Genomic DNA, 14,514 nt, shown 5'->3' with positions numbered 1-14,514 from the left:
CGGTACTGGTCAGGCGCGGCGCTGCTGGCGGCTGAAGAGTTCCTTGACGAACAACTGCGTAAGCGGTGCTACCGCAAAGACATACCGACGCCACAACCGCTTGGGATCTGATGCGAGGCGGTGGGCCCATTCTAGGCCGGTCTGGCGCATCCATAACGGCGCCCGTTTTCTGGTGCCGACAAGAAATTCAAGTGAGGCGCCGACACAGAAACCCACGCCGGAGGCATCCGTGCGCTGGGCGAGCGCATGCGCAATCTTCTCCGATTGCGGCGATCCTATCGCGATAAACACAAAACGCGCCGGCTCCGCGGCGACAAAGTCGACGCAGGCCTGAAGGGCGGTGGGATCGTTCATGACGCCCTTGGGCGGAACGTGGCTGCGAAAGTGGACCTTGGGGTAGGCGAGCTCCATGTCGTGAACAATCGATGGGTCGGCTGCTATCAGCGTGACCACATCGCCGTCCTTGACCACCGTCTTGAAGATGCGTGCAGTCAGGTCCGATCCCGTGACCAGGGGCAGGTCGAGCGATACCGCATGGGCCAGCGCTGCAATCGGCCGGCTGTCGCAAAGGGATATCCAGGCGTCGTCATAGTACTGCGCCAGCATTCGGTTGCTGCTCAGCCGAACGACATGATCGACATTCGGCGTCACGACATAGCGAAACTTGCTCCGGTCTTCCGGCGCTGCGACGAGGTCGACGGCTACATCCTGCGGGATGGGGTCGAAGGGCGCCCCGAGGAAATAATGCCGGTTGTGGCCGGCGACGTATGCAGATCTTGCCGTAGGTATTTCCACTGCACTCATAGTGTATTTCCCCGCGGTTGAAAGCGCACACACAACCAGCTCCGCTGAAAGCAATTTCAGCAAGCATATGTTTTTATTGGCGATTTCAGACTATACGAATAACAGGCCGACGCAATTAACCCCGCGCTTACCATTTCGAGGTAAGCGGCGCTTGGAATCGGGATATTCAAGCGAAAATGGATATCTCCGAGATCATCATAAAGAGTTACGTCGCCTGTTGGCCGTTGCTCGGTTTTTCATGGTATAAACAAAGTACTGTTCCGAATTTTGCGTTATTCGAGGGGCAATACTGTGATTGACACGGCAATACTATCTGTCGCGACGCTGCTGCTCGCAGTTCTCTCCATTCCGATTGCATTTTTTTTCCTCGAATGCGTTGCCGGAAGCTGGCCGGCAAAGAGACGACAACGCGTCGAAATGACAATCCGGCCGCCGGTGGCGATCTTGGTCCCGGCCCACAATGAGAGCGCCGGCATTGCCGATACGCTGAGAAACATCCGCGCGCAGATGCGCGACGGAGACAGGCTGGTGGTCGTCGCCGACAACTGCGACGACGATACCGCGCAAGTGGCGCGGGCCGAGGGGGCGGAGGTTGTCGAGCGAGCGGACAAGGAGCGTCGCGGGAAGGGCTACGCGCTGGATGCAGGCATCCAGCACCTGCGGCAGTCGCCTCCACGCGTCGTTGTTTTCGTCGATGCCGATTGCCGGCTTGCGGCGGATGCGCTCGACAGTCTGGCTGCGGCTGCGTTCTCGAGCAACCGACCGGTACAAGCCCGCAATCTCCAGATCGCCCCCACAGATGCGGGGCTGAACCTGGCCGTCGCGGAGTTTGCCTTCCTGGTCAAGAACCAGGTCCGGCCACTTGGCCTCGCGCGCCTAGGGCTGCCGTGCCTGATGACGGGGACGGGGATGGCGCTCCCGTGGTCGCTGCTGGAAGACGCAAGCCTTGCCAGCGGGCATCAGGTGGAGGACATGAAGTTCGGCCTGGATCTTGCGCGCGCGGGGCATGGGCCGTTGTTTTGCCCTGACGCGTTGGTGACGAGCCTGTTTCCCTATTCCAAGGAGGGGGCCGATACGCAGCGCCAGAGATGGGAAGGCGGGCATCTAAGCATCATGCGCTATGCAATCGGCCGGCTGCTCTCTCCCTCAAGCTGGACGAGGGGCAATTATGCCGCACTCCTGCTCGACGTCACCATACCGCCGCTTACGCTTCTCGTTTTCGTGACGCTGGCGATCGTGCCGTTTGCAGCAATCATCGCCTTTCTTGGGATCGGCCTGCTGCCGCTGCTGCTTGCCGCGGCAAATGTCGCTCTGTTGTCCGTCGCGGTCGCTGCCAGCTGGCTCGCCCACGGAAGAGCCGTTTTGCCTGCCCGCAGCCTGGCACAGGTGCCGCTCTATGCCGCGTCGAAGTTCAAGCTCTATCCGAAGACGTTGTTGGCCGGCAACGCGGTTGCCTGGGTGCGAACCGATCGCACGCGACAAGACTAAGGAGCGAGCGGTTGGCCGCTCCTTAGTCTTTCTGTATCCAAGGAAAAGCAGATATCGCGCTCGCTCAGCCGCTGGTCCAGCGTTGCATGACTTGCTGTACCGCCGTCCACTTGGGATTGGGAGCGCCTTCCTTTTCTAGAAGGCCCCAGCTTCCCCACTGGGAGGGTGTGCTCATGGATGAGAAGAGACCAAAGGTATCTCCACCGACGGCGGCCCAGTTCTGCAGATACTTGACGTAAAGCGGACCCATTCGCTCATCGCGGTTTGCGGCCATGAACAAGTTCGTCAGGGCGTTGTTGTCGTCGATCCCCCTGGTGTCGACGAGATGCTGACCACCCTCGTAGGCGAAGAGCTTGAGACCGTTTTTAGCGGCGATGCCGGCTTGTGTTTGCATCGCCTTGCGATTTTCGTCTCCGATCTCTCGCTCGAGTTCAGCGAAGAGCTTGTCGAGCGTCAGGTTGGCGGCCTCGGCAGCGCGGTCACGAGAGCCGATGCTGCCGCCGAAATAGGGCGCGACCGCCAGAACGTCGGCATGTTCCTTTACGCCTTCACCGGAAAGGATCGTCTCACTTACCCAGTTGCCGGCAGCCATTGAGGCGTAGATACCGATGACGCGGTCCTTGTCGGCCCCGAATACATCTTCCCATATGGCCAGGATCTCGCTGGTACGCTTTGCATAGTAGAGCAGGGATCGACCACCTTCCGGAAGCCCCAGTCGCGCGCCTTGTTCGTCGGCATACCTTGCTTGATCAAAGAGCGGGTTCCAGACTTCGTTCGAATACTCGACGTTGACATTGAGCTTGGGATCGAGGGTGTCCTTTACCTGCTGCGCAAAACGGCGCACGTAATCATCGTCGGCCTTGTGAGGAATATTGAACCAGGGATCTGCCTTGGTGATATTGCAAAGTTCCACCATATGCTCGAGCGCAACGCCGCGCGGCTGGCTGAACTGGCCCACCTTGGCGCGATCATCCCATTTCTCGACTTCCGAGTTGTTGGTGTTCATCCAATCCATGAAGCGCAGCGTCGACATGCCACTCATGCGCTTCAGGAACGCATCGCGAAATGTTCCTTTCGGCTGCTCTCCGCGCTCGTAGACGCGAATGTTTCGAACAGGGTCGTTCGGATCGGTCTCAAGCAGGATGCAACTGAATGGCGCGTCGTTGCGAAGGTTTCTGACGTTGTCGTAGCCGGGCATCCGGGCTTCGAGCTCCGCACCGCTGAGATAGCCCAGTTTGCCCTTTCCGTCATGGTAGACCGAAAGGGCGACCGGCAGGTTGGTACGATATGGCGTGAAAATAAGAAAGCTCTCCAGCATGGACTTCGGCGGAACCACCTTCGGATAGAGGTCGTCGGTGAGCGGCGGCAGCGGATTGTCCCAGGTCCACTGCTTGTCGCTATCCTTCTGCAGGCGCCATCGGGATGCATTTGCAGCTAGGTTGGAAAAGGCCTGCTCTGTCGAAGCGTAGGAGATACCGGTCAGATTAAGCCCCAGCTTGGCTGTCGATTTTGCGGCGGTGGCACTCGCCTGCCGTGGTCCGCCGATGAGAGGGAGAAGCGCGGAAGCGGAGATCAGCTGCAGGAGTTCGCGACGGTTCACGGAAAATTCCTTCTATTGGCCGCACCCGTCGAGAAGCGCTCGCGGGCGCACATGAAGACGCACTCTACGCGTCATGGTAGTTGCAGCTATCTAGGATGGTTTCGCATCAGCGAACAAGAACGCCAAATTGCTGACTCCCGCACGGATGGAGGTGCGATCTACGTCTTTTAGGCAACTGCCTGGCGGCCAAGTTCGTGCCTAGTCTAGCACGTCGGTTACTGCGGCCGATATCATTGCTCCCGTTTCGCGCGAGTAAAGCGGGATCGGGCTTCTGTACAAACGCTCCGACGCCACGCGGCAGAACGCTTGGTGTCATGTAACGGGTGGGGCAAGAGTATTGGTGATGAGTAGAACGATGGAATCTGATTACCAAGCCCAAGGGTGGGCCGCGTGATGCCCGACTATATCAAGGCCCTTATCTACGTTCTCATCGCCAGCGGCCCGACAGTGTTCATCGTGAGGCGGATTGCCGTTCCCGTGATTGGCGAGGATGAATTTCTGGTCTGGCGTAACTGCTGGCTCGCGACCACCTGTATTTCCTTTCTGTCCAACAGCTTCCTGGTGTTTTCGGGATTGCTTCTCCTGGTCTGTGCGTACGGCTTCAAGAAAGCGCGCGAGCCGTTGTATCTCTATATTGTGTTGATGTTTGCGGCGCCCTGCGTGTCGGTCAACTTCGGAATTCCCGGCCTTTTCGCCAGTATCACGGCGCTTGATCCACCCAGGCTGCTTGCCGTCTTCATTCTCCTGCCCATCGGGGTCTCCCTCTGGCGCGACAAAGGCAACCGAAAGGTCAGCCTGGCGGATATCTTTGCCGGCGGCTACGTTCTCATGATCTGTGCGCTTGCGTCGCGGTTGGGAGATCTGAACTCCGTCTTGAGGGCGTGCATGGCGCAGTTCCTTGGTGTGGTCGTACCGTATTTTGTCTTTAGCCGCGCCCTGCGAACCGCCTCGGACGTCAACCGCACACTCCTGGCCTTTGCCGTTGCTGCACTACCGATCGCTGCAATCGGTACGTTTGAGTTCCTGAAAGGCTGGCCGGTCTATCCAGGGGTCGCGGCCCGGTGGGACAGTGCCACCGGTTCGGGCTATCTTTTCCGCGACGGCATGCTGCGTGCCAGCGCGACATCGATGATATCGATTTCGTTCGGCTTCATGTGCATGGTTGGCGCGGGATGCCTTTTCGCGCTCAAGACCAAGGAACGTTTCGGCCTTTGGCACTACGCCGCGACGGCCGTGCTGCTCGCGGGCCTGTTTGCGAGTGTCTCTCGCGGGCCGTGGCTTGGTCTGGCTATCTGTGTGGCGGTGATACTATCGACAAATCTCAAGGCAGCCTCGAAGTTCGTTGCGGCCGCCGTTCCCGTGGGCGCCGGATTGGCGCTTATTTCGGCGTCTTTCATCTACCGCTTCATCAATCTTCTTCCCTTTGTGGGCAGGGCTGACAAGGCGAGCGAAACCTATCGGTCCGACCTCTTTGACGCTGCATTGCTGGTCATTCGGCAACATCCCTGGTTCGGTTCGCCGACCTTTCTCAAGGCGCCCGAGCTACAGAAGATGATGCAGGGGCAGGGCCTTATCGACATCGTGAACTCCTACTTGCAGATCACGCTCGAGTTCGGGGTGGTGACGCTGATCTTCTTTGCTGCGTTCTTTATCCTGAACGCCGCTCAGCTTGCGATCCTTGCGATGCGGAAAGCGCCGAAGCATGTCAATTACGTCGGCATTCTCGGCGTGCTTTTGTCCATCATGTTCACAATTGCCACGACGAGCAGCGTCACCTTCGTTCCCTACATCTACTGGACGTTTGCAGCCATGGGCGTTGCGTTGATGCGCATGGGGCTCGGCAGTACCCGTCAAGAGACTGCCGAGCCGATCGTTTCAAAGCCCCAGATGCGCGTATTGAGAGCCGGCGCCTAAAACGGGGCTGCCGGCGATCGGCTTATCGGCTTCAAGCGGATTCGGCTTGGATCCCTGACCCAGTACCCATCGATAGATGGCAAGCGCCTGATCGGCCTTGGCCTGCCAGGTAAAGAGTTCGCGTACCCGTCGGCTGGCTCCGGCACTGAGCTCCGCGATCAGGGATGGGTTTGCTGCAATCCGTTCCAGCGTCTCACGCAGACCGGCAATGAGGCTTTCGCGATCGGAAAAGTCGATGGCAATGCCGCTGCCCGCATCGATCAGTTCGGGCGGTCCCCCGTAGTTGGCGACAACAGGCACAAGCCCGAGCGACATGGCTTCCAGGACGACGCCACCGCCGAATTCGCGGATGCTGGGGAGTGCCATGACATGGCAATCGCGCAAGGCGGCGGCCAGTGTCTCGTTCGGTATCCAACCGAGGAAACGCACCTGGTCCTCCAGCCCGTAACGGCGCACCTTGTCTTCCAGCTCCTGGCGCAGGGGGCCGTCGCCAACGATGACGATCTCCAGCCGGCGCTCTCCCTTGTAGGCGGCGACCGCGTCAAGCAGCATGTCCGGCCCCTTGTAGGGAACCAGCCGTCCGACAAAGGCAATGCGAAGCGTGTCGCCTGTCAGTTCGCGCTTGCGGAAGGGGAAGCGTGTCGGGTCGGCAGCGTTTTCCGGAATGAAGAAACTGCGCTGTGCGCAGCTTCCCGGCAATTCACTCAGCGTATACCGCGAGCCTGCGATGATCGCAGAGGCATTCGTCCTTGTTGCCCGGTAGCCCGGCATCAGCCGGTGGAGCCGTCGGATCGCCGACAGCCATTCCCGCTCGCGGTTTCGAACATCTCCGAAGCCGGCCGGCCACGGCACGCCGCCGTTGAGGGGGCCGAGCACGAAGGGGACGCCGTGTTTCTTCAGCCGTCCCGTGATGCCGCTCGGAATGGTCGGACTAAGGGGCGTGATGCGGTGGACGAGGTCGAATTCTCCCGCGGCAAGGCGATGGCCGAGCTGCCGCCAGACTTCCTTCTCGAAGCTGTAATAGGAGAATGCGGATATGGCCGTGACGACCGTCCACCCCTTGTTGGAACCACCGCGCAGGTATTCGCCCATCAAGAACGCGGCGCGTGCGACCTTTTCGTTGTCGATCGCAACGAAATCCTGTCCTTCCACCAGCCCCGCCCGCAGGATGGCGTCGCGGTTTCTGATGTGGGTGGCTATCAGCCCATTGGTCTTCTTGAGGATCGCATGCGCGAAGTTCCATCCGACCAGTGGGACACTGGCCCATTCCGGGTTTGCGGCTTCGGCGATCAACAATGGGCGAAGAGGAGACTTAAGGGGCGCCGGGCTCGTCGGATCTTCGATCAAGGAACTCATCAGGGACCACTCTGCGAGGGCAAGCCCTCAAAACACCGTTACGCGCGCAAGGATCAACGGCTCGGTAGCCGCTCGTTTCGCTTATTCGATTATCGCTGGTGCCTGCACAATCTCAAGTACGTCTTTCGACGATGCGGACCGGCCGTGGCCGTCCCGCAGTCGTCGCTGCCAGATGTAAGAGGTATTAGCGAGGCACCTCGAAGGTGCCGCTGGTTGCGCTTTGCCGCAAGAGGTCGCAAGGATGCTCTGCCAGGCCGTCTTCGGCCAGCCTGTCCAGAGTAGCGACGACCTCGCACAGACCGCGCGCTTGCGCATAATGCATCGGCCCGCCGCGCCAGCGCGGGAAGCCATAGCCATGGATTTTCACCAAGTCGATGTCGGATGCCCGCAATGCGGTGCGATCCTCAAGGATCTTCGCTGCCTCGTTGACCATTGGCAGGACGATGCAATCGACAATGCCCGCTTCGTCCCAGTCGCGTTGAAGCGTTCCATCCGCTGCCGCGGCGATGAGGCGTGTAACAGTCGCGGACGGCAGTGGGGTGCGGTCGCCCTTGGCGTAATCGTACCAGCCGCCGCCGCTTTTCTGGCCGAAGCGCCCTTCTTCGCACAGCCGATCCGCGATGGGCGCAAACGGGGTTTCCCCACGGGCCCGCGCGGCCTTCCGCTGGAAGGCTGCAATGTCGAGGCCGCCGAGGTCCTGTGCCTCGAAGGGACCCATCGGTAGGCCGAAAGCGCGCATGGCGGCATCCACGGCCTGTGGCGTTGCGCCCGACAAAAGCAGGCGCTCGGCCTGCGCGCGCGTCACCTTCAGGATCCTGTTGCCGATGAAGCCATCGCAGATGCCGGCGCGCACCGGGATCTTGCCGAGCATGCGGGCAAGGGCGAAACCGGTTGCCAGCACGTCGGGAGCCGTTGAGGCTGCTGGCACGATTTCCAACAGCTTCATGATGTTTGCCGGGCTGAAGAAATGCAGCCCGATAAAGCGCTCGCGCCCAGTCATGAAGGCGGCGATATGATCTGGATCGAGATAGGACGTGTTGGTGGCAAGGACCGCATCGGGCCGACAGATCGCCGCCAGCTGGGCAAACACGGCCCGCTTGACATCCAGATCCTCGAAGACGGCCTCGATGACCAGATCGGTATCGGCAAGTCTTACATAGTCCGTCGTGCCTGCGATACCGGCCATCCGTGCCACGGCGGTTTCGGGGTCTATCCGGCCGCGCTTCACGGCGCCATCGAAAATTGCCTGCAGGTTGGCAAGTCCGCGCTCGACGGCTGCCTGATCGCGCTCCACCAGGGTCACGGGCAGGCCGGCATCCCTTAGCGATGCTGCGATGCCGGCGCCCATCGTGCCACCACCGATGACGGCCGCCGACCGGATCGGGCGCGGCGAGGCGCCGGAGAGTTCAGGCGGGCGCGGTGCTGCGCGCTCGGCGAAGAACACGTGTCGCAACGCCGCCGCCTGATCCGAACCCCGCAGTTGGAGGAAGGTTTCTCTCTCGAACGCAAGGGCTGTTTCAAAATCTGCTTCCGCTGCACTCTTCACGCAGGCAAGCGCGCGCAAGGGCGCCTCTTCGCGTTTCGCACGTGTGGCGACGGATTTGGCAGTCTTGTCCCAGAAGGCGGTATCGACAGCCGGTACCGCGCGGTCGCTAAGCGCAAGCGGCAAGGAGTGAGCGAGTGCAGCAAGAGCAAAGTCGATCGCGCCTTTTTCGAGATCGCCATCGACGATGGCATCGATCAGCCCTTGGGACCGTGCTTTTGGTGCGGCGACCGGCGTGCCTGTCGTGACCATGTCAGCGGCCAGCGCCGGCCCGACCAGTCGGGGCAGGCGGACGGTTCCGCCGGCGCCCGGCACGATGCCGAGGCGAACCTCCGGCAACCCGACGCTCGCGGAGGCGACCGCGACGCGGAAACGGCAGCCGAGCGCGATCTCGAACCCGCCGCCCAATGCGCTGCCATGGATTGCCGCGATCCAGGGCTTGGTGGCGCGTTCGATGCGCTTGACGAGATCCGGCAGGTGCGGCGGCATCGGTGGCTTGCCGAACTCGTTGACGTCGGCTCCGGCAATGAATGTTCGTCCGGCGCAGATGAGAACCACGGCACGCACCGACGGGTCGTTGTCCAGCGTTTCGGCAGCGTCCCACAGGCTTTGGCGCAGGTCCTGCGAGAGGGCATTCACGGGGGGATTGTCCACGGTAACAACGGCGATCTCGCCATTATGCGTGATGGTGACGGTCATGGTTGAAACCCCATTATTAGCTTCGCGAATGCTGTTCAGGTCAAAGAGGCAGGCTCTATGCCGATTTCGGCCGGCGCCACATGACGGTGCGGAAACGGTTGGCGACAAAGGCCGTGTCGGTCAGGCTTGCATTGCCGGCAGGGTTGGCGCCTGTGACATGAAAGTCGCTGAAGGCCGCGCTCTGGTTGACGAAGATTCCGCCGGTCAGATTGACGGACAGGTTCACGCCCGCTGCCGCAAATGAATCGGCGGCCGAAAGGATGCCCGCTTCCTCAGCGCCGTAGTATGCCGCCGTGATTGCGCCCTTCCTGCGGGCGAGATCAGCTGCGCGGGCAACAGCGTCTGCGCCGTCGGAAACAGCCACGACGAAGGTTATCGGGCCGAACCGCTCCTCTTCGTGCGCATCCGTGTGGTCGCCGTCCACCGCCAGTATCAGAGGGGTCGCGGTGCGGGCTTCAGGCAGGCCTTCGATTTCGGCTGAATCGCGGACGATGCGGCCGAGGCGGCGTGCGACCTTGACCCGATCGGCTGTGAGAGGGTTCGCAATGGCTCCGCAGACGCCGGCAGCTCTCGTGGGATCGGCAAGCAATGCGTCCACTGCGGCCGCGATGGCCTGTGCGACCGCTTCGAAGCTCTTGTGTCCCTCATTGGTCTCGATGCCGCCGCGAGGGACATAAATGTTTTGCGGAGCGGTGCACATCTGCCCGCTGTAAAGCGACAGGGAGAAGGCGATGTTGGCGCACATGCCGGCAAAATCGTCGGTGGCGGCGATCACGATCGAGTTGACGCCGGCTTCCTCGGTGTAGACCTGGGCGTCGCCAGCGTGCTTTCGAACCCAGTCACCGAAGCTGTTCGAACCGGTGTAGTCGATGATTTCTACGGCCCTGTCGCTGACGAGATCGCGCGTGATTTCAGCGCCGGGCGCGTCGGCGGCGAGAAGCACGGCATCAGCGGGCAAGCCCTGTTCCGCCAGAACTTTTCGGGCGATGGACACGGTGATCGCAAGCGGCAGGATCGCGCCCGGATGCGGTTTGACAATGACGGTATTGCCGGTCGCAAGGCTGGCGAACAGGCCGGGATAGCTGTTCCAGGTCGGGAATGTCTGGCAGCCGATCACCAGCGACACACCGCGCGGCACGATCCGCCAATGCTTTTCGAGAACGATCGGATCTGCCTTGCCCTGTGGCTTGGTCCAGGTCGCTTGTGCCGGTGTGCGGGTCATCTCCGCCCAGGCGTAGGCGACAGCTTCCAAGCCGCGATCCTGGGCGTGCGGGCCACCGGCCTGAAACGCCATGGCAAAAGCCTGGCCGGTCGTGTGCATGACGGCGTTCGCCATCTCAAAGCTGATGCGATTGAGGCGCGCAAGAATTTCAAGGCAGATGCCGACACGCACCTCAGGCGTTGCCGCCGTCCATGCGGGCGCAGCCGCCTGCGAAGCCGCGATCAGTGTCTTGGCGTCCGCTGCGGGATAGGTGATGTCAAGCGCGGCCCCGAAGGGCGATACTTCGGCGCCAACGGCCGTTGTTGCCGGGTGCCCTGGCAAGGCAAAAGCCTTTCCCAGATGAGCGCGATAGGATGCCAGGCCGTCGTCCTTGGCGGTTTCGCCGTAGATCTTGCCGCTTGGAACTTCCGGATAAGCCGACCAATAGCCGCGATCCTGCGCCGCCTTCAGGGCTGCGGCAAGTGTCGGTTGGTGCCGGTCAAACAAAGCATCCATCATATCTTCCTCTCATGCTCTGCGTTTATAATTGACTGACCGGTCGGTTTATGCAAGGATTTTTTCATGAACCGCCGAACGGATCATGGCGGAACAGGAGGAATCATGCCCGAATCCGACACCGTCCTGTCGGCGCTTGCCGATGGCGTATTGCGTTTGACTCTCAACCGCCCCGACAAACTCAATGCCTTCAATGAAGAGATGCACCTGGCATTGCGCGCCGGTTTCGAGCGCGCCCATGAGGACAGATCCGTCCGCGCCGTCCTGCTGACAGGCGCCGGTCGTGGTTTCTCGGCGGGGCAGGATCTTGGCGATCGTGACCCTCGCAAGGGAGGGGGCGCACCCGATCTCGGACACACGATCGAGACCTTCTACAATCCGCTCGTGCGCCTGATCAGAAGTCTTGAGAAGCCGGTTGTCTGCGCCGTGAACGGCGTCGCAGCCGGGGCGGGCGCCAACATTGCCTTTGCCTGCGACATCACGCTTGCGGCCCGGTCTGCGCGGTTCATCCAGGCTTTCGCAAAGATTGGTCTGGTACCCGATTCCGGAGGAACCTGGAGCCTTCCGCGCCTGCTTGGTGAGGCTCGCGCCAAGGCGCTCGCGCTGACCGCCGAGCCGCTCGACGCCGAGACGGCGGCGAACTGGGGGCTGATCTGGAAAGCCGTCGATGACGCGACATTGCTCGATGAGGCGGGAGCGCTGGCGGCAAAGCTCGCCGCGGGTCCGACGAAGGGCCTGGGCATGACGAAGCAAGCCATGCAGGCGGCCGCCACCAATTCGTTGGACCAGCAATTGGACCTAGAGCGCGACCTGCAACGTGAGGCCGGCCGCAGCGGCGACTATGCCGAAGGCGTCACGGCCTTTCTGGAAAAACGCAAGCCGGAGTTCAGGGGACAATGATGCAGGCAAGTCTGACGGCGCAGGAGCTTGCCGACGCCTGTGCCGACTCCATGTGGCGCGAGGACAATGCCTCCCGTCATCTCGGCATGGCGATCGAGCGCGTTGCGCCAGGCGTCGCCGTGGTGTCTATGCTCATCAAACCCGAAATGACCAACGGTCACGGCACATGCCATGGCGGCTGTATCTTCACACTTGCGGACTCGGCCTTTGCCTTTGCCTGCAACAGCTACAATCAGCGCGCGGTCGCCCAGCATTGTTCGATCACCTACATTGCTCCGGCCTTTGCCGGTGACCGGCTGACAGCCACCGCACGCGAGGTTTCGCGACGCGGGCGCGGCGCCATCTACGACATCAACATCATCAATCAGAACGGGGAGCATGTGGCCGAATTCCGTGGCCATTCGCGCACCGTCAAGGGCACGCATCTGCCGGATCAGGCGTAAGCCGCCGGAACTTATCTCGGAGGAGACAGACATGGAAGACCTTTCACCCCGCCCCGGCGATCTCGAGGCCATCGAGACCGCGTCGCGTGATGAGATCGCGGGACTTCAGCTTGACCGAATGAAGTGGTCGCTGAATCACGCATATCAGAACTCGGCCTTTTACCGGGCGCGCTTTGACGAAGCGGGCGTCCATCCCTCCGATCTGAAATCACTCTCCGATCTCGCGAAGTTCCCGTTCACAACGAAGAAGGACCTGCGCGATACCTATCCGTTCGGGATGTTTGCCGTCCCGCGGGAGAAGCTGACCCGTATTCACGGCTCGTCGGGTACGACGGGCAAGCCGACGGTTGTGGGCTATACCCAAAAGGATATCGATACCTGGGCGGATATGGTGGCCCGCTCGATCCGTGCGGCCGGCGGCCGCCGTGGCGACATGGTGCATGTGGCCTACGGTTACGGCCTTTTCACGGGCGGGCTCGGAGCGCACTACGGTGCCGAACGTCTCGGCTGTACGGTCGTTCCGATGTCCGGCGGCATGACCGAGCGTCAGGTCACGCTGATGCAGGATTTCAAGCCGCGCGTCATCATGGTGACGCCGTCCTACATGCTGTCGATCCTCGATGAATTCCGCCGCCAGGGCATAGATCCGCGTGAAAGCTCGCTCGCCGTCGGCATCTTCGGCGCCGAACCCTGGACCAATGCGATGCGCCAGGAAATCGAGCAGTCCTTCGACATGCATGCGGTCGATATCTACGGCCTTTCGGAAGTCATGGGGCCGGGGGTTGCCAGCGAGTGTGTCGAGACCAAGGATGGCCTGCACATCTGGGAGGATCATTTTTATCCTGAAGTGATCGATCCTGTTACTGGCGAGGTTCTGCCCGATGGTGAAATGGGCGAGCTTGTCTTCACGACATTGACCAAGGAAGGTCTGCCGATCATTCGCTACCGCACGCGCGACCTGACCAGGCTTCTGCCAGGCACGGCGCGCTCGATGCGCCGCATCGAGAAGATTACCGGCCGATCGGACGACATGATGATCTTGCGTGGCGTCAACGTCTTCCCGACCCAGATCGAGGAGCAGATCCTCAAGTGTCAGGGCTTGGCACCGCACTTCCAGATCGAGCTCAGCCGCAGCGGTCGGATGGATGCGATGACTGTGCATGTCGAGTGCACCGCTGATGCCGCGGACGAAAATGCCCGTGCATCGTCGGCCAAGGCTCTTGCCCACTACATCAAAAGCATCGTTGGTGTTACCACGAAGATCGAGATTCGCGACCCGGGCGGCATTGCCCGATCCGAAGGCAAGGCTAAGCGGGTTGTGGACAACCGACCGAAGGAATGACTGATGTCGCTTCCCGCAGCGGCGTCGCGGCGGGAAGCGGACACGGAAGCCTCGCAAGAGGTTTTCGGAGTGGGGGGCGCGGAGGACGAACAGGAACGCAGGATCAGTATGGCAAGAACACGCGCGATCGATTTTGAAGAAAAGCAACGCAGCATCTTGAGTAGCGCAGCTGCCGTCTTCGCTGAAATGGGGATGGAAAAGGCGTCGATGGCGCACATCGCCTCGCGCAGCAATGTGTCTAAGGCACTGCTCTACCACTACTATCCGGGCAAGGACGCCCTTATCTTCGATATCATCCGTAACCATCTCGAAGAGCTGGAGGCAGGCGTCGCCGCGGCCGATCGTCCCGATCTGAAGCCGGAAGAAAGACTTCGCCTTCTGGTGCGGCAGGTTCTTGAAAACTACCGTGGAGCCGACAACGAGCACCAGGTCCAGCTCAACGGCACGAGCGCCCTGTCGCCTGAACAGCTCGATGAGCTCAGGGCGATCGAACGGCGGATCGTCAAGCGGTTCTCCAACACGATCAATGACATCAACCCAGACCTCAACAAGGACCGGCCGCTCTTGACGCCGGTGACCATGTCGCTCTTCGGCATGATGAACTGGGTCTACATGTGGTTCCGCCCCGGCGGTCCGATCAGCCGCGACGAATATGCGGATATTGCAACGACTTTGATCCTCGAGGGCGTCAAGGCCGTTCGCTGAACG

11 protein-coding genes are annotated in these 14,514 nt (G+C 61.2%); 6 read left to right on the top strand and 5 right to left on the bottom strand.

All coding sequences use genetic code 11. The features are described from left to right. Positions 1-9: 9 nt before the first annotated feature. The gene (locus tag QTL94_RS09720; protein WP_289801378.1) at positions 10-804 is read right to left on the bottom strand and encodes a WecB/TagA/CpsF family glycosyltransferase; all 795 of its coding nucleotides are present in this window, start codon (positions 802-804) and stop codon (positions 10-12) included. A gap of 291 nt (positions 805-1,095) precedes the next feature. Here QTL94_RS09720 and QTL94_RS09715 point away from each other — a divergent pair, with 291 nt between their 5' ends. Next, positions 1,096-2,292 (top strand): glycosyltransferase family 2 protein, encoded by a 1,197-nt coding sequence (locus QTL94_RS09715; protein WP_289801377.1) that lies wholly within the window; start codon positions 1,096-1,098, stop codon positions 2,290-2,292. A gap of 64 nt (positions 2,293-2,356) precedes the next feature. Here the strand turns inward: QTL94_RS09715 and QTL94_RS09710 are convergent, their stop codons facing one another. Then, entirely contained in the window at positions 2,357-3,892 is a 1,536-nt protein-coding gene (locus QTL94_RS09710) for a hypothetical protein (protein WP_289801376.1), read from the bottom strand. 393 nt (positions 3,893-4,285) lie between these two features. Between QTL94_RS09710 and QTL94_RS09705 the strand changes: the two genes are divergently transcribed. Beyond that, a complete protein-coding gene (locus QTL94_RS09705; RefSeq protein WP_289801375.1) occupies positions 4,286-5,806 on the top strand; it encodes an O-antigen ligase family protein in 1,521 nt (506 codons plus the stop codon). On the opposite strand, the gene QTL94_RS09700 is transcribed toward QTL94_RS09705, so the two are convergent. From QTL94_RS09700 to paaN, 3 genes are all read right to left on the bottom strand, one after another. Then, positions 5,768-7,162: a glycosyltransferase family 4 protein gene (locus QTL94_RS09700; protein WP_289801374.1), complete on the bottom strand. Its 1,395-nt coding sequence runs from the start codon at positions 7,160-7,162 to the stop codon at positions 5,768-5,770. The genes QTL94_RS09705 and QTL94_RS09700 overlap by 39 nt on opposite strands. Positions 7,163-7,346: 184 nt before the next feature. Further along, positions 7,347-9,404 carry a 3-hydroxyacyl-CoA dehydrogenase NAD-binding domain-containing protein gene (locus QTL94_RS09695; RefSeq protein WP_289801373.1) on the bottom strand — a complete coding sequence of 686 codons (2,058 nt, stop codon included), beginning with the start codon at positions 9,402-9,404 and terminating at the stop codon, positions 7,347-7,349. A gap of 55 nt (positions 9,405-9,459) precedes the next feature. Continuing rightward, positions 9,460-11,121 carry a phenylacetic acid degradation protein PaaN gene (paaN, locus tag QTL94_RS09690; RefSeq protein WP_065692885.1) on the bottom strand — a complete coding sequence of 554 codons (1,662 nt, stop codon included), beginning with the start codon at positions 11,119-11,121 and terminating at the stop codon, positions 9,460-9,462. A 105-nt stretch (positions 11,122-11,226) separates the two neighbouring features. Between paaN and paaG the strand changes: the two genes are divergently transcribed. The 4 genes from paaG to QTL94_RS09670 all read left to right on the top strand — a co-directional run bounded on the left by paaG (position 11,227) and on the right by QTL94_RS09670 (position 14,511). Continuing rightward, positions 11,227-12,021 (top strand): 2-(1,2-epoxy-1,2-dihydrophenyl)acetyl-CoA isomerase PaaG, encoded by a 795-nt coding sequence (paaG, locus tag QTL94_RS09685; protein WP_065692886.1) that lies wholly within the window; start codon positions 11,227-11,229, stop codon positions 12,019-12,021. Then, positions 12,018-12,464 carry a hydroxyphenylacetyl-CoA thioesterase PaaI gene (gene paaI / locus QTL94_RS09680; RefSeq protein ID WP_289801372.1) on the top strand — a complete coding sequence of 149 codons (447 nt, stop codon included), beginning with the start codon at positions 12,018-12,020 and terminating at the stop codon, positions 12,462-12,464. The genes paaG and paaI overlap by 4 nt, the downstream gene beginning before the upstream one ends. A 31-nt stretch (positions 12,465-12,495) precedes the next feature. Next, complete coding sequence (gene paaK / locus QTL94_RS09675; protein ID WP_289801371.1) at positions 12,496-13,806, top strand: phenylacetate--CoA ligase PaaK; 1,311 nt, start codon at positions 12,496-12,498, stop codon at positions 13,804-13,806. A 108-nt stretch (positions 13,807-13,914) separates the two neighbouring features. Next, on the top strand, positions 13,915-14,511 hold the full coding sequence (locus QTL94_RS09670; protein ID WP_065693002.1) for a TetR/AcrR family transcriptional regulator: 597 nt from the start codon (positions 13,915-13,917) through the stop codon (positions 14,509-14,511). Positions 14,512-14,514 lie beyond the last annotated feature (3 nt).

Source organism: Rhizobium sp. S96, assembly GCF_030382195.1.
Classification (GTDB): Bacteria; Pseudomonadota; Alphaproteobacteria; order Rhizobiales; family Rhizobiaceae; genus Rhizobium.
This window is presented reverse-complemented; position numbering and strand designations above follow the sequence as displayed.